This window comes from Leyella stercorea DSM 18206 (assembly GCF_000235885.1).
Lineage (GTDB): Bacteria > Bacteroidota > Bacteroidia > Bacteroidales > Bacteroidaceae > Prevotella > Prevotella stercorea.
Genome location: NZ_JH379477.1, coordinates 1 through 24,305 on the forward strand (window position 1 = coordinate 1; position 24,305 = coordinate 24,305).

Below are 24,305 nucleotides of genomic sequence, written 5' to 3' on the forward strand. Positions count from 1 at the left end.
ACGAACTAAGGGACGGGGGAGCCTAATACCCCTGATGACTGACGTCACAGGGAGGGTGTCCGTACAAGCAGCAAGCTGGGACACGAAGGACTGTTCAGATAAACCAAAAACAATATGATGAATCCCAAACAGGTGCTGGATGTGCAGGCATCAAAAGGCATTACTGCCGCCCAGAGCAACGAGCATCTGCGCGACCGAAGCGAACGGGCGGAAAAATATGCCATGACCAAAGGCAACTACGACCCCACACGCAAACACTTGAATTTTGAAGTCGTGCCCGGCGGGAAAATACGTCCCGTTGACACGAGCCGCAATATTCCGGAACGGATGGCGGACATATTGAGATTCCGCGGAATCAAAGATCCCAATGAGGGATTGCCCGAACCGAAATACCGTACGGTGGTGAACATCATTTTCGGCGGATCCAGAGAGCGCATGCAGGAACTTGCCTTTGGCAGTCAGAAGGTGGATTACGAAAAAGATGCGGACAATAGCCATATCCAGCGGAAGGCTGACATTGAACGCTGGGCAAAGGATGTCTATTCATTTGTAAGTGGCAGATACGGTGAACAGAATATCGCTGCCTTCATTGTACATCTGGACGAAATCAATCCCCATGTACATTGCACGCTTCTGCCAATCAAGGACGGCCGCTTTGCGTACAAGGAGATATTTGCCGGAAAGGACAAGTTTGAATACAGTGCGCGAATGAAACAGCTCCATTCGGACTTTTTCTCGGAGGTCAATACCAAGTGGGGCATGTCGAGGGGAACAAGCATATCCGAGACAGGTGCCCGGCACAGGAGTACCGAGGAATATCGCCGCATGCTGTCCGAAGAGTGTACGTCGATTGAGGAGAATATCAAACGCCATCAACAGGTGCTGGGAGAACTCCAAACGGACATCCGCCTGGCAGAACGCCGGGTAAAGGGACTTACAACCATGGTCGCTAACCTGGAGGTGCAGAAAGCAGAAAAGGAATCCCTGTTATCGGCAGCCGAGCTCGACTTGAAGGAGAACAAGGGCAGTGCGGCAGAATTGGCTGCCCGGATAAAGATGCTGGAGAAAGAGCTGCAGGGCATTTCCAGACAACTGGCAGATAAACAGGAGAAATTGCAGACGGCTGACCGACAACTCATCAGTCTGAAGGAGAATATGGATGCCATTGCAGAGCGTACAGAAACGCTCAAAGAGGAAGCCTACCATTATTCACAGGATGTTCACTCCAAGGTGGACACCCTGCTCAAAGATGTTCTGCTGGAGGACATGGTCAGTGAATACCGCAGCGCATCGGTACAGATGGGTGAATCGGAACGGCAACTGTTGGACGGTTCACTGATGCAATCCATTGCCGAACGTGGTACGGAGGTCATGCACTGTGCAACGATGCTGTTTCTCGGTATGGTGGACGATGCCACCACGTTTGCCGAATCACATGGTGGCGGCGGTGGCGGAAGTGACCTCAAATGGGGGCGTGACGAAGACGAGGACAACCGTGCCTGGGCTCTGCGCTGTATGAGAATGGCGAGCCGCATGATGCGCCCTGCCATCGGCAAGAAACCCAAACGATAAGTGGCATCGGTCTGAAATCAATCAAATGTATAATGAATTAAATTATTGGAATATGACGAAACATCTTATTTTCATCTTCACCTTGCTCTGCTCATTGCAGTTGCATGCTGGTGTACAACCCATACAGAAAGACACTGTACAATACGCTGTCCGGTACGAATCCATGGAACTGCTTCAACCGCTTCGTCCGGTCTATCTTGACGGAGTCGTGCTTCCGATGTCGCGGAGCGGCAACTGGTTTGTCAGCATCGCAGGTGGAGCAACCGCTTTCCTCGGTACACCACTTGGTTGCGAAGACATTTTCGGAAGATTGAAACCATCCTATAGTTTTGCTATCGGCAAGTGGTTTACCCCTTCGGTAGGTGCAAGGATAAACTACAGCGGATTGCAATTCAAGGACGGAGCATTGTCCACTCAAAAGTATCATCACATCCATGCAGACTTGTTGTGGAATGTCCTTGGTCGCAGATATGCCCGGCAGGAACAAGTACGTTGGGGGCTTGCACCTTTTGTTGGTGCCGGCCTGCTGCATCATGCTGCTAACGGGCATAATCCGTTTGCAATTTCTTATGGTGTACAGGGGCAATACCGCATTTCAAAAAGAGTGAGTGCAGTTTTGGAATTGTCCAATACGACCACCTTCCGGGACTTCGACGGGTATGGAAGAGCAAACCGTCTGGGCGATCACATGCTTTCATTGACCGCTGGATTCACATTTCACCTTGGTAAGGTAGGCTGGAGGCGGGCCGTCGATGCGATGCCTTATATCCGTCGCAACGAACAATTGATTGGCTATACCAATTACCTGACGGAGGAGAACAGACGATATGCCGGACTTCATGACCGAGACAGACGGACACTTGCCGAGTTGAAGAAAATTCTGGAAATCGAAGGACTGCTTGATAAATACAGTCATCTTTTCGAGGACGACGTGGACGGAGCTAAATTCCCTGTGAACAATTACAGCGGACTGAACTCGTTGCGTGCAAGGCTGAAGCACAGATATTGGGACGGTACGTCACCTCTTGATTCTGCAGCCATCCTATCCGGAAGTGGAAATCAGATTCTACAAAGCACATCGACAGGAAACCGGAATGACTTTGCCGTGGATACCACACTTTGCGCTTATGCCGGGAGCAAGTGCATCGGAGCACCCATCTATTTCTTTTTTGCGCTCAATTCCGCACAACTGACAGATGCGTCGCAAGCTCTCAATCTGGACGAACTGGCTCGTGTGGCAAAGAAATACAATTTGTCTGTAAAAGTGACCGGAGCTGCTGACAGTATAACCGGCACATGCGACATCAATCAATCCTTGAGTGTGTCAAGAGCCGGCTTTATCGTCTCGGAACTGGAACGCCGTGGCATTCCGATCCAACGGATAGCTCAGATTTACCGGGGTGGAATTTCGGACCATACGCCTGCAGAAGCCAACCGGCATACGAAAGTTGAACTGTATATTTCAGGAGTGACTTCGACATCGGAATAACTGATGTCGAAGTTCAATCATTAAAAGAGTGTTCAATCGAGCACTCTTTTATATTTAGGACAGATGTATCTCTAATACGGACAGTAAGGAAAGCGAATTTCCGCACGAGTTGACAAATTCGATACTACCCGCCTTACTTGTTGCCCGTCTTCAAGGGGGTGTAATAAAGATGCAAGGAAACATCTGGTTTAGCATATCATTTTTATCTCCAGGGCTTATGGGAAAATAATCAATAAAGCCTCCCCGCAAGAACAAAGAGGCTCTATTCAGATACGGCTTACGTCACAAAACTGAATTTATTTTGAAGATGCTTCCAGCGATTCCTTTCTGAATTGTTTGAGAAGCTTTTCAAGTTCAAGCGATGCCTTACGGGCACGGGTGCCTGCTGTCTTGTTTCCTTTCTCTATCTGGAGACCGGCATCTTTGGAGAATTGAGCGAATAACTCACTGATTTGTGCAACTGTCTTTTCCATTGTTTCCTGTTTTATGTTATACAATATCCGGCAAATATAGCGAATTTTATTTCTACTAAAATAAATTACGTCGTAATTTCTTCACTTGTAACACGATATATCATTCTTTTTCTTTTCTATAACTCTTTCGTGCCATTCCTTTATTTCATCTTCAAGACTCCTTGCCGGTGAGATTTTCCCATGCAAAGGTACAGCAGCCGCTCAGTTATCAAGTACCGCCATGCTAACGGATGCTTGAATTGAAACGGCAGCCTTCCGCAAATCAAAGATTTGGGTATTCCGTTAAATTCCAGCCCGTTTACTTGCTTTTCCTATCCCTGCCTGCTGTTGGAACCGCATGTAAAATCCATCCCGAAAGGAAGTCGGTAAGACTTCAAGAAAAGGGAAATATAAAACAGTGTCTAACAACAATTAAATCTTAGAATTATGCCAAATTGGTGCAGCACAGCGTATGTTATAGAGGGCAACGCAAAAGAAGTCAAAAGTCTCTATGAGTTGATGAGAGGATTGCAGGAACGGAAAGAACCGTCCGTTGAAAACGGCTTCGGAACCTCATGGTTGGGATGCCTTGTAGATGGATTGGCCGGTGATTGGAACAAGACCTACTGCCGTGGTGACTGGAGCAATCTTGAAATGAACGGAGACAATCTTCAGTTTACAACGGAAACGGCATGGTCACCTTGCAACGAAGTCTTTGACCTTGTTTGTGAGAAATTCCCGTCACTCCATTATTATTATCAGGCAGAAGAGCCGGGATGTGTTTTCTATCAGACCAACGACAGCGAAGGAACATATTTTCCCGACAGATACCTCGTTGACTTGTGTACCGCTGATGACAAGTATTATTTCGAGTACTTTCAAGACACAAAGACCCTGTTCGACTGGCTTGGAGAGATAGCAGGCAAACCCATCCAGTCCATGGAGGATGCCGAAACGCTGGGTGAGGAATGGGAAAAGGAAAATTCGGATGCCTATTGCTATATCAATGAATTTACGATAGTGAATTGAAAATGCTTATAGGATACAATCCTATTGAAACCCCATGGCTGGTACTGAACCATGTTCAATGCCGGTTACGGGGTTTTTCAGTTAAAAACAGGCTGACTATGACTACATGTATGAATATGAGTACAACCCGAGAAATGCTGTTTTATGCCGGTAAGCCCCTTTATACCTATTTTTCCAGACAGCTTTTAATGACTTTCTTTTTTACTTTCTGTTTTCTTTCCCTTTTATCGGCTACGCTGCGTTTTCCACGTTTCTCGCTTCGGTGCTCCTTGTCGGTGTGATTTTCCCATGCAAAGGTACAGCGTCTGTCCGGTCGTCAAGTACCGCTGTGTGCTAAGCTGTTCAAGAATTGAACGGCAGCCTTCCGCAAATCACAGATTTGGGTATTCCGCTAAATTCCTGACCGTTTACTTGCCTTTTACCGTCCTGGCCTTGCTGTTGGACCGCATGTAAAATCTATCCCGAAAAGGAAGCCGAAAGGCTCTATCAGAGGGAAGAAAAAAGTTTAACATTAAAATTTATCGTTATGCACAGCAGTATTTTTCAGATTTCAACCAAGCCTATCAGCAAGGAAAATTACATCACCGAAGAAACGTTCATTGGCGGAGATTTCAGTTTTTATGACTATTGCGCAAATATGGGCGAGGAAGAGCGCAAGGAGGCAATATCTAATCTGGTGACATACTTACTGCCCAAAGAAATGTTTGAGCAGACATCCGAAGATACCATCCTCTATAAAGGCGGTGTGGAGCAGTGGAAAGCCGAATTTGTTGCCAATGTACGCAAGAAAGCGGAAGCCATTACCATCGAGAACATGCTGGAATGGGGACCGGTCTATGCCATTGAAAAGGCTTTGACAAATCCGTTGGACACCGATTATCATTTCTATCTGAATGATGATTGCACCAACACCTATGCCGAGACATCCCTTTCCTTTGTGAAGTTTGTCTGCGGACTCGAACCCGGAACGACGTTCTATGTCGGAGGTGTGGTAGATTACCATTATTGACGTATTCGCAGGTTTTGATTGTCCACCCGTCTCACCGGCGGGTGGATTTCCTGTCGGACAGCCTGTTCCTTTTATACTTACACGCTCTACCGCTTGCCTTCCTTTTCTATTCGTATTTCTTCCGGTTCTAAGGAAATTATCCATTTCTGCAGACCGACCACGCCGTGAGGATTGTTTCGGGTGCAAAGGTACGGCGGATGAACATCGGTCAAGCACCGCTGCCGCTTCCTGAAAGGAAATTTGACAAAACTTTCCGCAATCAAAGATTACGGCATTTCATAAAATTTCATTCCCGGCTGCTTGCCCATAGTTCTTGTTTCCACCGTTTGGACCGCACATGAAACAATCCCTTGGGCGAAGTCGGAAGGCTTCAAGAAGAGGGAAATAAAAATTTACCGATATGACAGCAATTCAACAAATTACCGCAGTAGCCGCCAGTTTGGGCTGGGAAGTGAAGACTGACATCCAAAAGAAAAAACGGGTGGAGTTTGAGTTTCAGCGTTATACGAAGATGGGGCAGGATTTCTTTTTCACGGTCGGCATGAAAGGCAACGATACCGGCAGCCTTATCAGCGAAATAGAGGATTATTACGAGGACTTTGACCCTGACTATGAAGCCTATCTGTGGATAGGTACGGACGGCCACGGCAGAAACGGTGCGCCTTACCATATCAAGGACATTGTCAGCGATATGGAGGATGCCGAAGCTATGATAAAGACCTTGTATGAAACATTAAAAACCACGCTCCAATGAAAACCAAGACACTTTATAAGCGAGATGCACAAAGAATAGACATCAGCCGTTTTCCGAACTTCCACCGCACGGGAAGCATATCCGGAATGAAAAAGCTTTATTACGGCAAGAATGCCCTGCTGGTACGTTGCGGCAGTTGGATTTACAACGTGTCAAGTGAACCCGAAATTTATTATAACATAGCACATTGACAGATGAAAAAAGTTAAGACAAAAGATTATCAGAGTTGGAAAGGCATCATGACACTAAAGATGCTTTGCTGCAATATCGTTGCAGGTCGTTTCAATTGGCGGAAATACTGTACGCCAAAGTCGTATTTCGGTCAGGAAATATGCGTCACGCCGCTGCATTGCTCCTACGGACAGATAGGTTACACCGTCTATTTTCCCTATTCCAATATGCCGGAAGTGGAATACGACTGGGAAATGAATCAGTTGACCATTGACCATGAGAATTGGGAAAACTATTTACACAATTAAAACAGCAGAGAATATGACACAGAAATTTTACACCAAGTGGCAGGCTGCGACCCTTGCGGATGCTGGCTGCTCCGTTTCCCGGGAATACCGCCGGTTTCAGACGGCTCTTATCCATGAACTCACCAGGTACGCAACCGCTTCCGGGGCTAAAGTGGTTTCCAGTTTGAAAGGTCATTATGATACCTCCTGTTTCATCGAACGTAACGGCAGGTTTGTATATATCAGTCATTCATCCACATTCTCCCGAACGGGCAGCGGCGTGAAAATCGAGCTGGACAGCTTTCTGATACGCACAGCTTCACATGCCAAAGACTACACCGGCGGCAGTAACCGGTATTGCAGACTGGAGGAGCTGTCGGTCATGATAGACCGGCTTCTGGACCGGTAAGATACAAACAAGCGGAGCCGACTGACTCCGCTTGTCCATTTTTGTTTCTACCGGCGCATTCCGCCCTGATACTCCACTTCCTGCTCTTTCTCCTGGTATTCCTCCATTTCGTTCAGCTTCTCGTTCACGTTCTGGAGGTTGGCATCCAGTGTCTCGTTGTGGTCATAAGGGAACGTGTGCCGGGCAGCCAGTCCCGCATTGGTGACATGTCCGACATCGAGGCTGTCGGATTCCCTGTTGTATTCGAGATACAGCATCTCTCCGTTTGGCATCTCGAATGCTGGAATCTTCTGCTGTGCCATGGCTGCAAACCGTTCGGCTGTCATATCCTTGGCCACCTCCCTGACGTCGTTGCTGGCACGGTCAATGCCGTAGCGCGTGATGTGGTTCCGTACTTCCTGTTCCGAACATTTCAGCATCACCTCATAGGTTCCGCCCACACTTCCGTTATACACTACAGCAAAGTCCTTGTCCTCAATGAGCAGGTCGTCACCCCGGTTCTGGAGAGGCGACGCATAGGTATCTTTCTCATCCATGCCGTTGCCGTCGTAATACTCCTTGGCAAGCGTCAGCAGCCCCTCATAATCCCCTTTATTCCTGAAGGCATCCAGCCGTGCCGTATCATAGCCGGACTGGAGATAGGCCACGGAAGAGTAGAACATCTTCTCTTTCGGTGCGGTTTTCTGTTCTTCACCGACCTGTTGTTCCAGTTCCTGCGCAATCTTGTCCACTTTTTGCGTAATCAGTGAGGTAGCCTTTTTCACATCCAACAGTGTCGTCTTGATGAACTGCGGTGATTCCTTCAGCGCGTCAAGCCAGCTTTTCAGGTAGGCACAGCTGTCTTCCTTGATATGTTTGGCCATTCCGTAACGTTGGGCTGTCAAGGCACTTCCCAGTTCGGCCACCAGTTCCTCTCGGGCGTATTCCTCCGAACCGAAAGAAGTCGGCTTTATCCGGTCGAGTACGCCTTCCGCACCGGTCGAATGTGTCATTTCATGGAACAGCGTTCCGTAGAATGCCTCTCCGGTTTCGAACTGACGCTTTTCCGGCACGACGATTTCATTCTTCGAAATGGAATAGTAGGCACTGTCCTGGTACTGCGGCCTGATAGGACATATCCAAAGGTTATCCTTAATCATCGCATCGACCGGGGCAAAGCTGAACTGTTCTCCCGTTTCCTGCTTCGGCTGCATATATTCCGTTTCGAGTTTTTGCCACAACTCCGGCCTTGCTTCCTGCAGGTTGGTCTGTGCCACGTTGAAGACGCGGAACACCTGCATCTTCGGATAGACATTGTATTCCTTCTTCTCATTTTCGGACAGTTTCTTGTAGTCGTCATACTTGATTTTTTCCTTCGTCTCCTTGTGAATGCAGGTAAAGGTGGTCAGCATGACCGGGAACGATTTTTCTCCGCGCAAGACGGAAACCCGTGGCAGTTCCTGACCGTCCTTGCCGGGCTTGTTGAGCCGTTGCACGCAGTCGAACGTGCAGAAGCGCGGAATCTTGTAACCCTCTTTCTCACAGTGCATCAGCAGCATGAAGGCATTCATGCCGTTGTATTCGCGTCCCGAAAGGTTACGGGGCCATGGCAGCGTGCCTTCGATAAACCAGGGCTTCTTCCAGTCCTGACGGATGCTCTCGATTTTTTCAATCATCATTTCAGCGAACAGGTCCAGAGCCTTGTCCTCGCTGTTCGGCCCGTCGCTATGCTGTTTTCTGTATCCGGCCATATCGCTTACTGATTGAGGTTAGACGATTCCACTACATACTGGGCCAGTTCTTCCGCCTTGCAGGACACGTTCACTTTCCCATTGTATGCAGAAAGGCTCATTTCTCCTTTGGCTTCCACTTTCACGCCCGGCTGCAACCAGGCTTCGCGTTCCTTTCCGAAACAGAAGAAGCGCACCCATTGGTACTCGAACCCGTCTTCCACCTTCTCCGTGCTGAAGGCCGAAAACATCGTATAGGGCTGTTCTTTCTTGTCCCTCTTTTCCTCGATCTGCTGACCGACCTTGCCGCGGAACTCCATGACTCCCCTGACTGCATCCGCCGCATGGACATCAGCCGTTCCAATCTCACTGGCGAAGAGATTGAAGTAGATCCGGTCGCCCCGGTGTTTGAGGAACATTGTCCCTTGCACTTCGACCCGGGTGCTGTTCCGGTAGCTTCCGGTCTCCTCGCCGGCAGTTTCCTTGCTGACATCCACTTCGATGGGAGCAGTCTTCCCTTCGGTAGCAGAAATCATCACCCGAAGCGGGAACACCAGGAACGATTTTCCTTCCTTGTTCGTGCGTATCGACGCATCACGTCCGATTACGCCGCATACTGTAACATTGCATTTGATCATCTTGATTGTCTTTTAATGTGAAACATGATTTCCCGACAAGCAGGATGTGGTTGATTGATTGTTGAGTTGAGAATGTACCGCCTCTAATCGGGTGCGCGTATCATGGACCAGACCAGCCATCCGGCGAGAAGCAGCTGCACGCCCACGATGATGAGCGTGGCCGTCAAGCCGAAAATCAGGTAGCAGGACAGGACATACAGAACAAGGTAGGACAGTCCGAACAGACCTCTGCATAGCTGTATCATCACGCATTTTATCATATCGCCTTGCATCTATCTTTTCAGATTCTCCGTCTGTTCCTGCTGTTGGGACATCCCTTGCTCAAAATTACGGGAGGCCGCTTCCGAAAGGATGACCGTATTCAGCATACCGGCTACACGCATCCGTTTGGACTCTTCCGATAGCGAGCCGTTGTTCAGCGTTACGGACAACCGGTTCAATTCGGCAGCAGTCAGTTCTCGTGACACCTTCAGCGAACCGTTGTCCGCCTTCAGGACGGCTTTCCCGTTCTCACATACGGTCAGCTCACAGCTCTTCATCTCCGGTACAAGCGGTTTCAAGTCGATTCGCCGTTTGTCCGCCGCTTCCGAAATGGCTTCCATCTGTTCCTGTTCATTCTTCCTGTCAATCTGTACGGCCAGGAGCATGAGTGAGCTGAAGGCGGTCATTGCCATCTCCACAACGGGATCGTTGCATCCCGACATTCCCACGCCGCTGTCCTCGGAGGAAAGTAGTTTCTTCATCCATCCGTCGGGTGAAATGCTTTTGTCTGCGGCAGGCTCTTCCAATCCCTTATATCGGGCCAGCAGGTCGTTTCCGTTATGCAGCACTTGCTGCCTGATATGCCCTTTCCGGGCAATTTCGGTCAGATACGCTGCCGGGTCAATTTCTCTCCGGGTACCGTCTGCATAGAAGTTCGTTACCCCGAAATGCAGGTGTTCGCCCGTTGTCCGTGTACCCGTATTTCCTGATAGACCGAGCCTTTGACCGGCCTGGACCGTATCACCGGTCTTGACGGATATTTCCCCGAGGTGCATGTAGGTACATTGTACCTTGCTGCCGTCCTCACGGGCATATTCCACCGTCAGCGACTTGCCACCGGGTGTATTTCTGTTCAGGTTCACTGCCACCACCTTGCCACCGTTCTCAGTTGCCAGCACCGCATCACCGTTACAGCGTATGTCGATGCCCTTGTGCATCTGTTGCCGGGTTCCATCCGTCGGGTCCTGGCGCATACCGAAAGGCGAGGTCACGAAAAGGAACTCCTTGCGTTCCACTGGAAACGAATAGTTTGTGCCTTGCGGTGCGTTTCCGGAAGTTCGGAGCGGATTGTTCTCCACCCCGAACTCCCGGCCTTGCCGGGTCATCTCCCGCATCACCTGCCGGTCATATTTCTGCAGGCCGTTCTGTTCGATGATCTTCTGCAGGTTCTCGGCATATTGTCCGCCTGAGGCATAACCCGCCTGTGCGATGCCTTCCGTCCATCCCTTGTAGTCATCCGGGGCAAGCGTGAAGCAGCGGGCATAGCGGCTGTTCTCTTTCAGGAAACGTGAATGGTGCTCGTAGGAATCACCGACGTTGTCATAGCTGCAGAACTTTTCGTTCGGACGGTCATCGGTATAAATCCCGTACCGGCCCCCTCCGGCAATCCATGCGGAAGTAGCCTTGATACCGAAATGGTTGTTTTCGTTCTTTGCCAGCCGGCTCTGCCCGTTGGAACTTTCCAGTATACCCTGTGCCAGTGTCACCGAGGCTGGTATTCCGTATCGGCGCATCTGCTCCATGGCAAATTCTGCGTAGTTTGCTGCATATTCTTGATTCTTGCTCATATCCATATAGTTATCTGTGAATGCCTCTGTAGGATTCCTGTTCGGCACTCCGGTTTTCTTTCGCAATCATGTCCGTAATGACTACACGCTCGCCGGCACGGATGAACTCCGGCAGGTAGCTGTCAAGCAGGTTTGCCCGAAATTCCGCTGACTCCGTAAATCCGTACGGGACTCTGTCCCCTTTATTTAATGTCAGCCCCAGCAGCTCTGCACTGCGCACGGCATCTTCGTTGAAAAGCAGGTATTTGTTACCGCTCCGTACCAACTGCATGGCATCGGGATGCTTCTCCTTCAGCTCGTTCCATGCTTCTTGTTGTGGGGAAAGGTTTTTTCTCTTGCTTTCCGGTCTTTCCAGTACTGTCGCTTCATTCTGTCGCTGTTCGGCCTCCTGTTCCTGTTTCTCCCCGGTATGTTTATCCTCTGACCGGCCCTTTTGCAGCACATCGGCAAACAGGGCGGCTGCCAGATGGCGTTTGTAGCCGTCCCGGTCTTCCGCTATCCACATCCGCTGCCACTGTTGCGGTGTAACGCTTCTGGCCGGTGACTTTCTTCCGTCGATGGTGGCAACGCACTGGATGCCTTCCTGCTTGGTCTTGAATATCGAAACACGCTGGATACGGTTCAAGTCTATTTCCGGTGCTTCGCTGCCGAACAGGTCCACCTTCAGGTCAGGTTTGACTTCCGCCAGCGCATAATACTTGTGCGCCAGCTCCATCCGTACCTTGCCGATATTATCCATCGACTGCTTGAGCGTGGAGAAAAAACGGTTTATATCCTCCTTGTCAGGATAGATGCTGTACCCCGGTTTGTTTTCGGGTTTCAGATAGAGTGCCCAGCGTCTTTTGTCGTCCTGAATCATTTCCACCTGGTCAAACCCGATTTCGTTCGCCCGTTTGACGGCCGAGGACACATCAAGTGTGGACAGTTTCTCCATGGCCCAGTTTTTCAGCCTCGCCAGCGTGATCATCTTTTCGGCAAAATAGCTATCATCGGGATGGTAGCCCAGGGCACCGTCCGTATTGAAGAAGCGTACCTGTTCAATACCTTCCTTCTGTAGGGCCCGTGCGATGCGTCCCTTGTTCATGCCCGGTATCTCGTTGTCCACTTCCGTGGAAGCTCCGGCCGGAAGGATTACATCGGCCGTTTTTGCCTGCGGGTCGATGACCAGGACTATCTTTTTCGATTCCCTGTCCGGATGCTGCCGGATTTCATTCGCCACAAAATAGTGTTTGGGCATCTGTTCCTGCATGGTCGAGGTGTCACGCCGGTTGCGTAGCGTGGCATATTCGATTTTCTCGCCGCGTTCCGCCTTGTTGATAACTTCGATGGCATTGTTTACGTCGCTTTCGATGGCAGCTACCAGATTGGGATTCTCCTTCAGTTCCCGGCACCAGTATTCCACTGTTTTCAGGCTTTCTTCCGACAATCGCGCCGGCAGACCCAGCTCCAGCATCTTGATACCCGAGGCCAGCTCCACGATCAGCCGTTCCTGTCGGATGGCATCCTCTGATGGGGCCACGCCTTTCTTCATCACCATGCCTTCACGTGCCAGCCGCTGTTGGTGGCCGGTAGCACTCACTATCTGCCGCAGGGCTTCCTGCACATAGTCATGGTAGTGTCCGAACTCCCTCTGTCGCGGCATATAGACCGCATCCTTGTCCGTTTCGTAGTGCGGCACACCGCTTCCGTCCGAACGTACCGGTACAAGGTTGTCACGCATCTTCAGCAGGAAGTCGTTGAAACGGATGCGCAACTGACGGTTGTCGCTCTCCGTATATCCTCTCTCCACGGCACTGCCGTAGCGTTTCAGGGCCGCTTCATAGCGTTCCTTGTCCACATAGGGCAATGTAGTCTGGTCAATGTTGAACAGCGTGCGGATTTCACGGTTATGCACACCTTTGTACAGTTTCTGTTCTTCCTCGCTCAGTTTCAGGTAGTCGCCCCGACTGATGATGAGTTCAGGATTGTTGCGATGGACATACCTGTCCCAGTTGTAGAACAGGAATGGAACGCCTTGCTCATGCTCACGTACCGATATGCCTTGCGCCTTGGCATCGCTGAAGAGTGTGAACAGGTTGGTCTTGCAACCGTTCCTGTCCGAGTGCAATGCCATGAATAGGGCGTTGAACGCACTGACCGAAACACCCTTGGGATAAAAGAGCGGATATCCCTTTCCCGTTGCGTTGAGCCAGTGGCCTCCGGCATTCGAAGCTCCGCCCAAAGCCGCAGAAAGCAGGTCTATCTGTTTTTCTTCGGCTTTCTTTTCGATTTGCGATTTCTCTTTCATATCGTCTTTCTTTTGATGATTAGGATTATTGGATTCCCCTTGTCCGCACGATTGTCTCCTGCTGTCCGTCTTCATAGTGTCGTGAGGCTGTCTGCCGGAGCTGGTCGCTCTTGGCAAGGACGGCATTTGCCAGAGTAGTCAGCGGCAATGCTCCGGCATGGTAGGCTTCCGCCACCGTCGATGACAACTGGATGGTACAGGGTATCCGGTCTATCGTAGCTATCAGCGTCGATCCTTGCAGGACCGGATTTTCGATACGGGGATTCAACGGTTCGTCCGCATAGCGGCGGTACAGCGCAGCGTTTTGGCCTGTTACATTCAGTTTCCCTTCGCTCCGTTCCTGCAGGGCTTCGTTTCCAGCCTTGTTCAGCAGGTTTACACCTCCCAGACCGATCAGAAGCATCTTCAGCAGCGGATTACGCACGAACATGCCCGCTACGATACTCGCTATTGGCAGCAGGTTGTCACCGATACGAAGCGAGGGTGACTTGCCGGTGAAGATGCCCAGCAGTACATCGGGAAGCATGGCCATCACATAACCGAGGTTACCGATGAGATGTTCCATGCCGTCCAGCCCCAATGTGCCGAGAAGTCCGTCCCAACCGTTCCCGTTCTGCGGTGTTGTCCGGGTGTCTTGTCCCGGCTGTTCCTGTGTTGCCGCTCTGTCGTCCGGATTGGCATTTTTCCGATTCTTGTCTTTCTCTTCTTCCATGGTTTCCTGCTGTTCTGCCACATAGGTTTCTGTTTCTTTTTGTGATTTCAAATCCCGCAGATAGGCTTCCTCCTGTCCGGGAGCAACGACCATCGGCACGTCCTTGTACCGTTGCGGACGTTGTTTCCCCTGGTGCAGTACATCTGCCCAGGGTATGCCTGCGCCGGGGTTCTGCACCCATTCCGTGAAACTGAACTCCATGACAGGAACGGGTTGCTTCAACCGTCCGTTGGCTTCGCGGATAGCCTTGTTGTCTTTCGTCGACAACCGGTTTGCTTCCTTCCGAAAATCCTCGAAAACATTCCTCCCGCTTCCGAACACCCCTTTGCTGATGCACTGTTCCACCGAAAGGGATTCCGGTCTGTCAGGTTCAAGGCTGTCGGCTACCGTGGAGATGGCTATGTCCGCACCGACAAACTTAGCCAGTGTCGTCCATGAACCGGTACCGCCCATCATCAGGGTGTCGGCTGCCGCACCCAATACCTGACCGGCTCCTTTTTCCCATCCGTTCGGGCGGTAGGCTGCCTCGCTCCGTGCCTCGATTTCCTCGGCCAGCGGCGAACGGTTCAGTGTCTGTGACAGTCCCAGCAGACTGGACTCTCCGGCCTTGCGGAGGATGTAGGCGGCTGACGATTGGGGTATCCGTTCCTTCACCAGCCGGTCAATCATCATGTCATTTACCCGGTGGTCCATATAGGCATAGGCCAGGTCGCAGCCGAGCTGTGCCGACAACTCATCGTAACGTGCCCGGCCCACTTCCTTTACGACCGTATCACGCCATTGTCCGGCCATGTATGCCAGGTCGTGCTGCATCTTTTCCGAGCCGGCTATCTCCGTGCGGCACATCTCCACATAATCTTCTGTCGTTTTCGAGTTCCACTCACCGGTCACTTTGAGCTGCTGATACGGATCATGGAACGGTTGTGCCGATGATGCCATCATGCTCAGGATGCCGCTTGCCGAAGAAGAATATTCCTTCATTTCTTCCACCTGCCGCTGATGAAGGACTTCCCGCGTCTTTGACATGACCGGAGCGATATGGCAGTTGAAATAGTCGCTCACGAGGCGTTCCAACTTCGCAAACTCTCTGCTATGCTTGATTCCGTCCATTGTGTATCATATATTTTTCCTGTTCATCAATAATTGTTCTTTCGTCTGTTCGATGGCCTGGTGGTAAACCTCCATCTGCTTGGGATAAAAGGCTTCCAGCCATGCGTCCTTTTCGAAGTTGCCGTGGATGAACCGTATGGCTTGTTCCCGTTCGATCTCCACGGCTGTTTCTCCCTCTTCACGGTTGTTGAACCAGGCTTTCGTCCACCACCTGATGCCGGCCCGGTCCGGATAGACCGTTACTGCCCGGGGAATGTCGAAGCTCTGGATGTCAATGTCCAGTTCCGCCAGCGGGTCGATGACATCTCCGCTTTTCAGGGCTTCGTCATAGAGTTTTTTTTTATGTCAACGCCCATGGTGGATAGGTACACATCGTGCCGCAGGGCAAGGTAATGCAGGAAGTCGGCGATGAGCAGATTCTGTACCTTGCAGGCAAGCGGCATGGCTTTCTGTCCCAATCCGAGCGGATTGGCCATGCTCGGCATATTCTCGTAAAAGTACTCTTTGGCTGCACCCATCGTAAAGATGTGACGGAGCGATTGTTCCGTATGTGCTGGAAGCCGGTAGGCACCCCGCTGCAGGTCCTCCATGTAGTGGGGCAGGAAGCGCAACATCAGCTCCTCGATTTCCCGCCTGTCCGATTCATAGTCGGTAGACAGACTCATCTCCAGGCCGGTGAAGCCCGGCTGCTGCATGGCCCGTATGTTACCGTAGAGCATGGTCAGAAATTCCAGCGGATTCAACTCTTCACCTTTGAATTTCACGCCGATATGCAGCTTGTCACCGCTCAATGCGACCGGCTGCCCGGCTTTTACTCGCTGTCCGAATTGGGCGAACACGTTCGACAGATGTCCGTAAGTCACTTCATACTCTCCATAACGGATGCTCTGGCAGATGCCGAGCATCGGGTCGTTTCCCACTCCCGAAACGATACCGCTGGCAACGGCTGCCAGCGTGTAGCACCGCACGTCGAAGTCGATGCCGTGGTGGAAATATTCCTTACCCGTCACCGGGTCGGTCTGCTCGCCGTAACCCAGCGACAGCTCCACATCCTTGCCCTGCCGTTCCTCGAAAGGCATACAGTATCCGCTTTCTGAGGAAAGGATCATTTCTTCTGTATATTTCATTGTCAATGCTTATTGAATTGTCTTTTCTATCTTCTCATTCCTCCGTTGTGCCTCTGTTCTTCCGCCGGAGGGTCGGGTGTCTGTACCCGTTGTGCATTACCTGCGTCAGGTGTGCGGAGTACACCGGCATTGTTGCCGATGAACATCATTCCCAGGAATGCACCGGCAATCTTGCCCAGCCAACCGAAACGGCCGAATATCAGGAACGCTGCCGCTACCAGTCCTGCCATATTCAGCCCCGACACTTTTCCTTGTCCGAGGTTGCGGAGAAAGTCGCCGAGCATATCGGAGGCTCCTCCGTTGGCGGTCTGTTGCAGAAAGTTCGTTACACCGTCCAGTTTTGAATGGATGCCTGTCATGGCATCACCGATGGCTCCTATAGTTTCTCCGGCCTTGTCTGTCAGTGCCTGCACGCCCTCTGCCGTGGTCGAAAGGGAGTCTGTTGCCTGTTCTCCGATGAGTGCATCACTCACGATGCGCACCACACTCTTGTCCGTCGTCAGTTTTTCCCAACCCACGTAGCCGACTGCTCCGCCGACGGTGGCCGTCTTGATGGCCTGTCCTGCGCCCCGCAAGGTCTGCGAGGGGTGAAGGGCTGCATTGCCCACACTCTTGCCGGTGGTGACCGTTGCTTTTCCCATACCTTTTACGGCCTTGCCGCCGTATCTCAATAATGAATCCCAAAATCCCATACTGTCATTCTTTTTTTTAAGGTCTAACATTCTTTCCTATCTGCCGCCAGCGTCGTTTGGCTGCATCCACGATACCGCGTTTGTCTGCTGCCGGGCATGCCCCTTCGTCGATCTCATGCCAGACATCGCCCAGGGTGGTGTATTTCACCGCCTTGGTCAGCCGTTGAAGTTTCGTGTTCATGGTCTTGAGTTTCGGCCGGATTCCGAAGACGATTTCCATCCGTTCCTTTTCTGTCATCTTGTTGTCCGAGAGACAGGCCGTTCGGATGTCGTTCACGACCTCCACACTGTTCATGATCAGCTCCCGGTATATCCGGTTGCGCTGTGCGGAGAGGGCGACGGCAAGCGCGTTGGCCGGACTGCGTCCCAGCTGTTTCGTAAAGTCCCCCATATTGTCTGTCAGTCTCGATACTTCGTAGTAGAATCCGTAGATCTGTGCCGCATAGCAGACAATGGAGCGGAAAGAGTCCAGGTAGTTGTTGAACTCCCGTTGCAGGTCGGTCGTGGCTTCCACTTCTTCCTTTGTCCACACGTGGCCGGTGGTCTGCATCAGCATGACCTTTTCCTGGTTCTTCAGTTCCTTCTCTGCCTTTTCCGTGTAGAGCAGAATCATGCCGGCAAGCACCGGGTCGTTCTGTGCCCGTACCTTGCCGATTCCAAAGCATAGAAGCAGTAGGCTTATCCAGATAGTTCTTTTCATATCCGTTCATTTTTATCGTGCGAGAGCAGCCGCCCTGCGCCAGTGTGACAGGGCCATGCGTGCCACTTCGCCGTTGTCCCGGTCGAGCATGCCTGCCGTCACGTTGTTCCACATATCGTTCAGGGTATAGTAGCGTATGCTCAGGTAAAGCAGGTGCAGCTTCCGGCTGAAAGCTGCCAGCTGGTCATTCAGTGCCCAGAGGGTCTTGCTGCGCTCTGCTCCGGTCAGCATGTTTTCCGTGCCACCTTTGGCCACCGCATCGTTGAGAAGCGTGAACACGGAAACCAGTTCCGTTGCCGTTTCAATATACAGGTTGTTCATCCCGATGCTTGCCACAATGCCTTGCGGATTGTTCCGGACTGCCTTGCATAGCTTGCCCAGCGTCAGAAATATCCGTACACCGTCGTTGTAGAGGTGTGTACAGGCTTTCAGTGACGAAGCATAGCCGCTGGCCGTCTTGAGATAGCTGTTGTACTGCTTTTCCCATTTGTGGATCCGGTTGAACTCGGCGGCGATGGTATTCTGCAGCAGGGCTGTCCGTGTCTGTCCTTTGATCTGCTTCTCGATCTGCTTGTTTATCAGGTCATTCCCTTCCGCCAGGGCTGTCCACTCCAGCGGATTGGAGGCTGCAACCTGGGCTTTGGCCGCCTGTGGAAGCAGACACACCGACAAGGCGAGTACAGTCAGGCTAATGATTCGTGATTTCATATATTCCCTTGTTTCGTTTATTGATTTCCACCCGTTCACGGATGACCGATACGATGTCCTCCCTGCTGCGGATGCCGATGAGATCCAGACGGGGTGTATTCCTGTCCATGGAGAGGATGCGCACCGTCTTCAGTCCGCAAAGCTGCTGCAGCAGGCTCTGGTGCTCCTGAAAGTCCACGATGCGGTAAAGCTCCATATAGTCCACTTTACGGTAGAGAATGCCGTGTTCACTGACAATCTGTTCCGTACCGATGCAGTAGCGGATTCTCCGCAGATAGATGTAGCGGTAGAGCAACAGCAGCGTCAGTGCGGCGGCAGCAGATACGGCAGCGACGGTCAGCGGGAGTCCCTCCATGCCGCCGTACACCCATGCTGCCGTACACAGCAGCAGTGTGGGCAGCTCGTCAATAATGAACTGCCCGGTGTGCGGCGTATAGGCCAGGGAACGGTTTGAAGAACGGTTTGTCTGCATAGTCTGATGTGTTTAGCGGTGAAAGCCGTTGTTCCGGCTGTTTTCTTCCTTTTCTTCGGAATGCGGTACTCCGACCGGTTCTATCAGTCCCTCTATTTCCTTGAGGTATTCCGGATTGGTCCTTTCGAGCAGTACGTCATTCCAGTCCTTGTAGCAGGGCAGCATGGGAAACACCTTGATGCGGTCGGGCGGGATGTTCATTTCCTGGGCAATCATCTTGAACCTTTCGACGAAGCCGCGTCCGGCGGCATCGTTGTCAAAGCACAGGAAATGGCTGGCGGCAGGCGTTTCGGTAAGCATTCCACGGATCTGTCCGTCAGTCGGTGTGCCGCCGGTAGAAACATAGATGCTCTTTCGGGACAGGTCCGGATTGCTTTTGATCATCTCCCGGTTTACCTGATAGAACGCCATGGCATCATACGCACTTTCAAACCAGGCGATTCCTCCGACCTTGACCAGCGGTTCCCGCAGGTTGGCAATCCACAGTCCTTCGCTCGAATTGCTTCCTTCGGCCTTGCCCTTGTAGCTGCCGCTTCCGTCCATACGCGGACGACCGCGCTCTTCCAGACCGACAATCTGCTCCGGATACCTGGGCAGGGACAACGGAAAGGCAAGGTTGGTGAATTGCAGGCCGTCCGTCCGGTGCCTGGTCGCCAGGAAGAAATCCCGGTGAAAGGCATACTGCGTATACAGGTCGATGCCGCGGTGCTTGAAGAAAGGATAGAACTTCTTCTGCGTTTCCCGGTCCTGCGGATTGAATCTGTGTATGTCGTAGTCTGTCATCTGGAACGGTTTCACATCCCGTTTGGGCTGGACTATCCGGGTTTCCCGCTCCGTGACGGGTATGTGCAGCAGTCTGTTGCAAACGAGGTTTACCAGCCTGTCCGGAGACATGCCGGCATGATACTCCGCAAAGAAGTGCGGATGCTCCTTGATGAAGGAGATGATGTTATACACTTTCTGCTGTTGTGCGTGGAAACAGCATTTCCCCTGTTGCGTCACGATGAACTTGTCTCCACGGATGCGTCTGCCTTCGTTGTCCAGACGGACATACGCAGGATAGCGCAAACCGTCCCGGCGGTTCAGGTGGTACCCCGCATCAATCAGCACGTCCTGTATGTTCAGGCGTTGCAGGAAGTCGTCGTAGGTAAGGTCTCCGTTTCTCATAGGCTTATCTTCCTCTTCTCATTTCGTTGATATCCTGGTTCATTTGCGCCTCAAAGTAACGGATGGCCACATCCCTCGGAGTGTCCACACCGGGTTTGAAGTACGGCCGCGGACCGCCGAAACATTCTCCGTGGAAATGCGGGCCGTGCTGGTGATGATGGTGATGAAGGTCGTGGGCGACCTCCGAGACGACCACTGCACCGGCTGTAAGGGCAGCAAAGATTTTCACACCCAGTCCCTTGCTTGCTTCCGGGTGGGTTTTCATGTCCACTTCGCTGAAAATTTTCGAGAACATCTTCATGCGGTGATAGTCGTCCACGGCAAGGAACTTGTCGTAGTCCTTCTGGTTGATCTCATGGCTGATGACCTTACCGTCTATGACAGCGGACATCTTGTATTTCCCTTCTGTCTCTGCCGGCTGTACGGCGATCTCGCTCACCTCGACTTCCCGACCGTGTTTCTCCTCCCGGTACCATCCCTTGTTCTCGTTGAGGTATTGGAGGTCACGTCCGTCCACGGCGGCACCGACCGTACCTTGTATGGAGGCTTGCTGCAGCGTAGCTTCTTCCGGCTGAAACAGATCCTGTTCCTGCCGTTGCCGCTCTTCCAGTTCCTGCTGCACTTCGGGATGCAGTCTGATGGCGATGCAGTCGCTGCTGTTGAGCTGTTCCAGGGTCACTTTCTCGGCATAATCCGCCCGGATGATGTCGTTCAGCAGTTCCAGACGCTTTTCCACGGGCTGCTCCTCGATGGAGGCTTTGACCAGTGTATGCACTTCCGCTTCCGTCAGGTCATAGACCATGTCGGCCTGTACGTTTTCTGACTGTACGGTCAGCGTCCGTTGCTCCGCATCCACGATCAGTCCGTGTGAGGCAAGACATTCCGACCATTTCTCGTTGGAGAAATAGACCGGAGAGGCTATCAGTTCCTTGTAGGGACGTGCCGGTTCCGTACTGCGCGGACGGCTGACAAGCGGTGTGATGGCCGCCTGCAGGTTCTGAAGCACGTCCTGCTCCCTGGCAGGAGGTTCCGTCTGACGGCCTTTGTAGTAGAATCCGTAGCCGCCCGATTGCAGCTCACCGGGTTTCATGCGTCCGTCGGGCCGTTCGGGTACGATGGAGGGACCCGGAAAGAACAGCTGTCCGCCGACCCTGCGCAGGTGGAAACCCCATTGGTGACGCGGAGTCCAGCCGAGGAACGGCGGAGGCATGCCCAGCCGTCCCAGGTGCCCGTACTCGCCGATGCCGATGCGGTAGCCGTGCAGCCCCATCGCCACACGTCCGTTGGCATTGCGGGCATGAACAAAGTTCTTGGGCATGTAGAAGTCTTTGCCGATGATGCTCGTAAGCACATTGTAGGCTTTCTTGTTGGCCGTATTGGTTCCCCAGTCCGTCAGGGCCAACATCTGACGTTCGGTGATCGGATAGACCAGCAACGGCGAATCATGTCCCTGCACGATCAGCCGGTAGCCGCCTCCGTCAAACGCAACATGGGCCTGTAGCCCGTTGCGCAACAGTATGCTGTGCATTTCGGGCTGCAAGTCCATCTGCCGGGGGTTGGTATTTGTTCGTATCGCCATAGTCTGATGTTATGATGTTGGTTTGTCAAGCGTCGCCGCGTTCCAGGGCTTCCTCCAGCTGTCCGTCCTTGAAGCGGACGAAGGCGGCTGCGGAGTCTTCGCCTACCGTGAGGCCTTTGTCTGCACAGTAGTCCGCATATTCCTCCTGCCACTCGGCAGAGTAATGGTTGACATAGTCGAGCCAACCGTATTCACCGCTTTGCATTTTCTCGACAAGAATCTCTTCGGGGTAATATTTCTGTTGTGCCATACTTTTTTGATTGGTCAGGTTCTACTTGTGAAGACCGGCTGCACGGTTACGTTCACCGCTCTTCTTCTGTTCGTTCCACAGTTCTTCGGTGTATTCCTCCTCGGGGACATAATCAAGGTTGCCGTCGTCGTCCATCACCCAGCAGCCGTAGCAGCCGAAGGTGTATTTGTCCCATTCCCTCTTGGGCTGTTCCTTCCATTTCTGCGCGTCGCCGGCACAGAAACGGATGCCGGTCTTGTTATGCAGGTCAATACCTACCGTAACAGGTTCGCCTTCCACCGCTACTGTCAGCGGCTCACCATGCTGCATGCCGTTCACTTCCACCGTACCGAGGTGCATCATTCCGACCAGCACTTTCAGGTTGCGGGCGATGATGGGGGTCGGGACATACATTACCTGTTTGGTCCCTTCGTCAATCTGTACGAATGACTTGCTGCGGCGTCCGTCCGCCATCTCCACGTCAGCGATGATGGTCTTGCCTTCCAGCAGCTGTTTCTGCTGGTTCTCGTCGTAGCGTTCCAGCGGCGAGGACTTCAGTGCGGGATAGAAGACTACATCCACCGCTCCGCTTTCCATGCGGATAAAGGCAAAGCGGCTGCGGCTCTCGATGGTTTCGCCGTTCTCGTCGGTCACACGTACGGGCAGTACCGGTGAATAGCCGCCTCTCCCGATTTCTTCGAGTACACGCATGGGCAGGTCTTCAATCATCTCTTGCGTGAGACCGAAACGCGCCAGTGTCTGATAAGGCAGTTCGTTGAACTCAAAATGCTCTTGTTTCATATTCTAAATAATATTATAAAGTTATATTACGCAAATATAGAATGATTCTGTTCTGAGGATTAATAAGCGGATATATAAGTGATTAAAAAGCATGAAATTTAGCACTTGAAATATGATTTGAGACAAATAATCATATTTAAAATAATAAAATATACCATATTTAGAAGGAAATCTTTCGATAGCAGGAGATGGGTAAGACGAGCATGCTATCTTTGCCATTATGAGAAAATTTTTATGGTTGATGGCGGCGAATGTCTGGTTGTGGGCAGCTTCTGTCAAAGCACAATTCAATACCGTTGCCGCCGTTCCTGCACGCTACAAGGTAGAGGTGTCAGGTAATGGTACGGAACATACATTGCCGGTTTGCGAAAATGGGATTTCCACGGAAGAAATCTCCAAAGATACCCCGGCATCAGAAGATATGGATCAGAAGAAATGGATGGAACGTTATCTGAGCGTAAGCTATCCGCTGCGCCGTATCAGGGTCACTTCACCTTACGGCTATCGCAAGGACCCGTTTACCGGGAAAAGAAAGTTTCATGGCGGACTGGACTTGCATGCCCGGGGCGATGAAGTGATGGCCATGACGTCCGGTCGGGTCATCAAGGTCGGCCAGGACAAGACTTCTGGCAAGTATGTGACCTTGCAGCATGGCAGATATACCGTCAGCTACTGCCATTTATCGAAGATTCTTGTTGTCAGGGGCACGCTGGTCCATCCGCGTGACGTGGTCGGTATCACAGGTTCCACAGGGCGCAGTACCGGCGAACACCTGCACATCACCTGCAAGATGGACGGCAAGAGTGTCAATCCCTCTGTGATGCTCGACTACATTCGGTCTATCCGTCAGGAATGTGTGACAGCCTTGGCTGGAATGTAAAATCCGCTTTCAGGTATGATTTTCATTGCTGATGTATTTTCCCGTTTGGCAATGATGCAGAATGTACTTTTTCCTTATACCTTTAAGACATAAATTTAAAGAAAGGCATAAAGAATGGGAGGTGTCAATTTTAAAGGTTGGAATATATCAGAGCAATCCAGTTGCAACATCCAGAAAGCGTGTTAATCAGACAGACTACAGAATCCGGCAACTAAGCCAAACTGCAACTATAGGCTCAATAAAAACAATAGCGACTGCAACTATTAGATTTGTAGTGACAGTCGCATTGTTGTATAGAAAGGTTTAACACCTGTAGTTCTTCATTTACAGAAATGTAGCAATAAGAACATAAAATTTGAAATAGTTAAAGACACTACAAATCCATTATCACCACATCCACGAACTAAGTTTGTAATATTCATTGATATGATAATATCCATACGATTAAATTTCATGTTTCTTCTTACCATTGATTGCTTAAATATGCGTCTCC

General features: G+C 51.5%; 26 protein-coding genes. 9 read left to right on the top strand and 17 right to left on the bottom strand.

What is annotated here, in order from left to right:
- The first annotated feature begins 114 nt into the window (after nucleotides 1-114).
- Together mobV and HMPREF0673_RS13130 are read left to right on the top strand one after the other, a co-directional pair.
- On the top strand, nucleotides 115-1,572 hold the full coding sequence (gene mobV, locus HMPREF0673_RS13125) for a MobV family relaxase (RefSeq protein WP_007903431.1): 1,458 nt from the start codon (nucleotides 115-117) through the stop codon (nucleotides 1,570-1,572).
- 52 nt (nucleotides 1,573-1,624) lie between these two features.
- The gene (locus HMPREF0673_RS13130; protein WP_040597073.1) at nucleotides 1,625-3,061 is read left to right on the top strand and encodes an OmpA family protein; all 1,437 of its coding nucleotides are present in this window, start codon (nucleotides 1,625-1,627) and stop codon (nucleotides 3,059-3,061) included.
- Nucleotides 3,062-3,357: 296 nt separating this feature from the next.
- On the opposite strand, the gene HMPREF0673_RS13135 is transcribed toward HMPREF0673_RS13130, so the two are convergent.
- Nucleotides 3,358-3,534: a histone H1 gene (locus HMPREF0673_RS13135; protein WP_007903436.1), complete on the bottom strand. Its 177-nt coding sequence runs from the start codon at nucleotides 3,532-3,534 to the stop codon at nucleotides 3,358-3,360.
- 426 nt (nucleotides 3,535-3,960) lie between these two features.
- On the opposite strand from HMPREF0673_RS13135, the gene HMPREF0673_RS13140 reads away from it, so the two are divergent.
- The 6 genes from HMPREF0673_RS13140 to HMPREF0673_RS13165 all read left to right on the top strand — a co-directional run bounded on the left by HMPREF0673_RS13140 (nucleotide 3,961) and on the right by HMPREF0673_RS13165 (nucleotide 7,172).
- On the top strand, nucleotides 3,961-4,542 hold the full coding sequence (locus HMPREF0673_RS13140; RefSeq protein ID WP_007903438.1) for a DUF1281 family ferredoxin-like fold protein: 582 nt from the start codon (nucleotides 3,961-3,963) through the stop codon (nucleotides 4,540-4,542).
- Nucleotides 4,543-5,068: 526 nt separating this feature from the next.
- Nucleotides 5,069-5,551, top strand: coding sequence for a hypothetical protein (locus HMPREF0673_RS13145; protein ID WP_007903441.1), 483 nt, complete (start codon nucleotides 5,069-5,071; stop codon nucleotides 5,549-5,551).
- Nucleotides 5,552-5,951: 400 nt separating this feature from the next.
- Nucleotides 5,952-6,305, top strand: a complete 354-nt coding sequence (locus HMPREF0673_RS13150) for a hypothetical protein (RefSeq protein ID WP_007903443.1) — start codon at nucleotides 5,952-5,954, stop codon at nucleotides 6,303-6,305.
- Complete coding sequence (locus tag HMPREF0673_RS13155; RefSeq protein ID WP_007903444.1) at nucleotides 6,302-6,496, top strand: hypothetical protein; 195 nt, start codon at nucleotides 6,302-6,304, stop codon at nucleotides 6,494-6,496. The genes HMPREF0673_RS13150 and HMPREF0673_RS13155 overlap by 4 nt, the downstream gene beginning before the upstream one ends.
- 3 nt (nucleotides 6,497-6,499) lie before the next feature.
- Nucleotides 6,500-6,784, top strand: coding sequence for a hypothetical protein (locus HMPREF0673_RS13160; RefSeq protein ID WP_007903445.1), 285 nt, complete (start codon nucleotides 6,500-6,502; stop codon nucleotides 6,782-6,784).
- A 13-nt stretch (nucleotides 6,785-6,797) separates the two neighbouring features.
- Nucleotides 6,798-7,172 carry a hypothetical protein gene (locus tag HMPREF0673_RS13165; protein ID WP_040597067.1) on the top strand — a complete coding sequence of 125 codons (375 nt, stop codon included), beginning with the start codon at nucleotides 6,798-6,800 and terminating at the stop codon, nucleotides 7,170-7,172.
- A 47-nt stretch (nucleotides 7,173-7,219) separates the two neighbouring features.
- On the opposite strand, the gene HMPREF0673_RS13170 is transcribed toward HMPREF0673_RS13165, so the two are convergent.
- The 16 genes from HMPREF0673_RS13170 to HMPREF0673_RS13245 form a co-directional block, all read right to left on the bottom strand.
- Entirely contained in the window at nucleotides 7,220-8,902 is a 1,683-nt protein-coding gene (locus tag HMPREF0673_RS13170) for a zincin-like metallopeptidase domain-containing protein (protein WP_007903448.1), read from the bottom strand.
- Between the two features lie 5 nt (nucleotides 8,903-8,907).
- Complete coding sequence (locus HMPREF0673_RS13175) at nucleotides 8,908-9,519, bottom strand: hypothetical protein (protein ID WP_007903454.1); 612 nt, start codon at nucleotides 9,517-9,519, stop codon at nucleotides 8,908-8,910.
- Between the two features lie 83 nt (nucleotides 9,520-9,602).
- On the bottom strand, nucleotides 9,603-9,779 hold the full coding sequence (locus tag HMPREF0673_RS13180; protein WP_149918947.1) for a hypothetical protein: 177 nt from the start codon (nucleotides 9,777-9,779) through the stop codon (nucleotides 9,603-9,605).
- A gap of 12 nt (nucleotides 9,780-9,791) precedes the next feature.
- Nucleotides 9,792-11,348 carry a glucosaminidase domain-containing protein gene (locus HMPREF0673_RS13185; RefSeq protein ID WP_040597075.1) on the bottom strand — a complete coding sequence of 519 codons (1,557 nt, stop codon included), beginning with the start codon at nucleotides 11,346-11,348 and terminating at the stop codon, nucleotides 9,792-9,794.
- Between the two features lie 10 nt (nucleotides 11,349-11,358).
- On the bottom strand, nucleotides 11,359-13,635 hold the full coding sequence (locus tag HMPREF0673_RS13190) for a MutS N-terminal domain-containing protein (RefSeq protein WP_007903459.1): 2,277 nt from the start codon (nucleotides 13,633-13,635) through the stop codon (nucleotides 11,359-11,361).
- A 25-nt stretch (nucleotides 13,636-13,660) separates the two neighbouring features.
- The gene (locus tag HMPREF0673_RS13195) at nucleotides 13,661-15,457 is read right to left on the bottom strand and encodes a hypothetical protein (RefSeq protein WP_007903460.1); all 1,797 of its coding nucleotides are present in this window, start codon (nucleotides 15,455-15,457) and stop codon (nucleotides 13,661-13,663) included.
- Between the two features lie 6 nt (nucleotides 15,458-15,463).
- Entirely contained in the window at nucleotides 15,464-15,748 is a 285-nt protein-coding gene (locus HMPREF0673_RS14960) for a hypothetical protein (RefSeq protein WP_083825727.1), read from the bottom strand.
- A 23-nt stretch (nucleotides 15,749-15,771) separates the two neighbouring features.
- On the bottom strand, nucleotides 15,772-16,584 hold the full coding sequence (locus tag HMPREF0673_RS13205) for a M23 family metallopeptidase (RefSeq protein WP_007903466.1): 813 nt from the start codon (nucleotides 16,582-16,584) through the stop codon (nucleotides 15,772-15,774).
- 26 nt (nucleotides 16,585-16,610) lie between these two features.
- On the bottom strand, nucleotides 16,611-17,276 hold the full coding sequence (locus tag HMPREF0673_RS13210) for a hypothetical protein (protein WP_040597071.1): 666 nt from the start codon (nucleotides 17,274-17,276) through the stop codon (nucleotides 16,611-16,613).
- A gap of 16 nt (nucleotides 17,277-17,292) precedes the next feature.
- Entirely contained in the window at nucleotides 17,293-17,976 is a 684-nt protein-coding gene (locus tag HMPREF0673_RS13215; RefSeq protein ID WP_007903469.1) for a hypothetical protein, read from the bottom strand.
- 12 nt (nucleotides 17,977-17,988) lie between these two features.
- On the bottom strand, nucleotides 17,989-18,684 hold the full coding sequence (locus tag HMPREF0673_RS13220; protein WP_007903471.1) for a hypothetical protein: 696 nt from the start codon (nucleotides 18,682-18,684) through the stop codon (nucleotides 17,989-17,991).
- Nucleotides 18,665-19,156, bottom strand: coding sequence for a PH domain-containing protein (locus HMPREF0673_RS13225; RefSeq protein ID WP_007903472.1), 492 nt, complete (start codon nucleotides 19,154-19,156; stop codon nucleotides 18,665-18,667). Before HMPREF0673_RS13225 ends, HMPREF0673_RS13220 begins: the two co-directional genes overlap by 20 nt.
- A gap of 12 nt (nucleotides 19,157-19,168) precedes the next feature.
- The gene (locus HMPREF0673_RS13230; RefSeq protein WP_007903473.1) at nucleotides 19,169-20,323 is read right to left on the bottom strand and encodes a toprim domain-containing protein; all 1,155 of its coding nucleotides are present in this window, start codon (nucleotides 20,321-20,323) and stop codon (nucleotides 19,169-19,171) included.
- 4 nt (nucleotides 20,324-20,327) lie between these two features.
- Nucleotides 20,328-21,902 carry a hypothetical protein gene (locus HMPREF0673_RS13235; protein ID WP_007903474.1) on the bottom strand — a complete coding sequence of 525 codons (1,575 nt, stop codon included), beginning with the start codon at nucleotides 21,900-21,902 and terminating at the stop codon, nucleotides 20,328-20,330.
- Between the two features lie 25 nt (nucleotides 21,903-21,927).
- Nucleotides 21,928-22,152: a hypothetical protein gene (locus tag HMPREF0673_RS13240; RefSeq protein WP_007903475.1), complete on the bottom strand. Its 225-nt coding sequence runs from the start codon at nucleotides 22,150-22,152 to the stop codon at nucleotides 21,928-21,930.
- A gap of 21 nt (nucleotides 22,153-22,173) precedes the next feature.
- Entirely contained in the window at nucleotides 22,174-22,932 is a 759-nt protein-coding gene (locus HMPREF0673_RS13245) for a DUF4099 domain-containing protein (RefSeq protein WP_007903476.1), read from the bottom strand.
- Nucleotides 22,933-23,152: 220 nt separating this feature from the next.
- Between HMPREF0673_RS13245 and HMPREF0673_RS13250 the strand changes: the two genes are divergently transcribed.
- Complete coding sequence (locus tag HMPREF0673_RS13250; RefSeq protein ID WP_007903478.1) at nucleotides 23,153-23,812, top strand: M23 family metallopeptidase; 660 nt, start codon at nucleotides 23,153-23,155, stop codon at nucleotides 23,810-23,812.
- The last annotated feature ends 493 nt before the right edge of the window (nucleotides 23,813-24,305 follow it).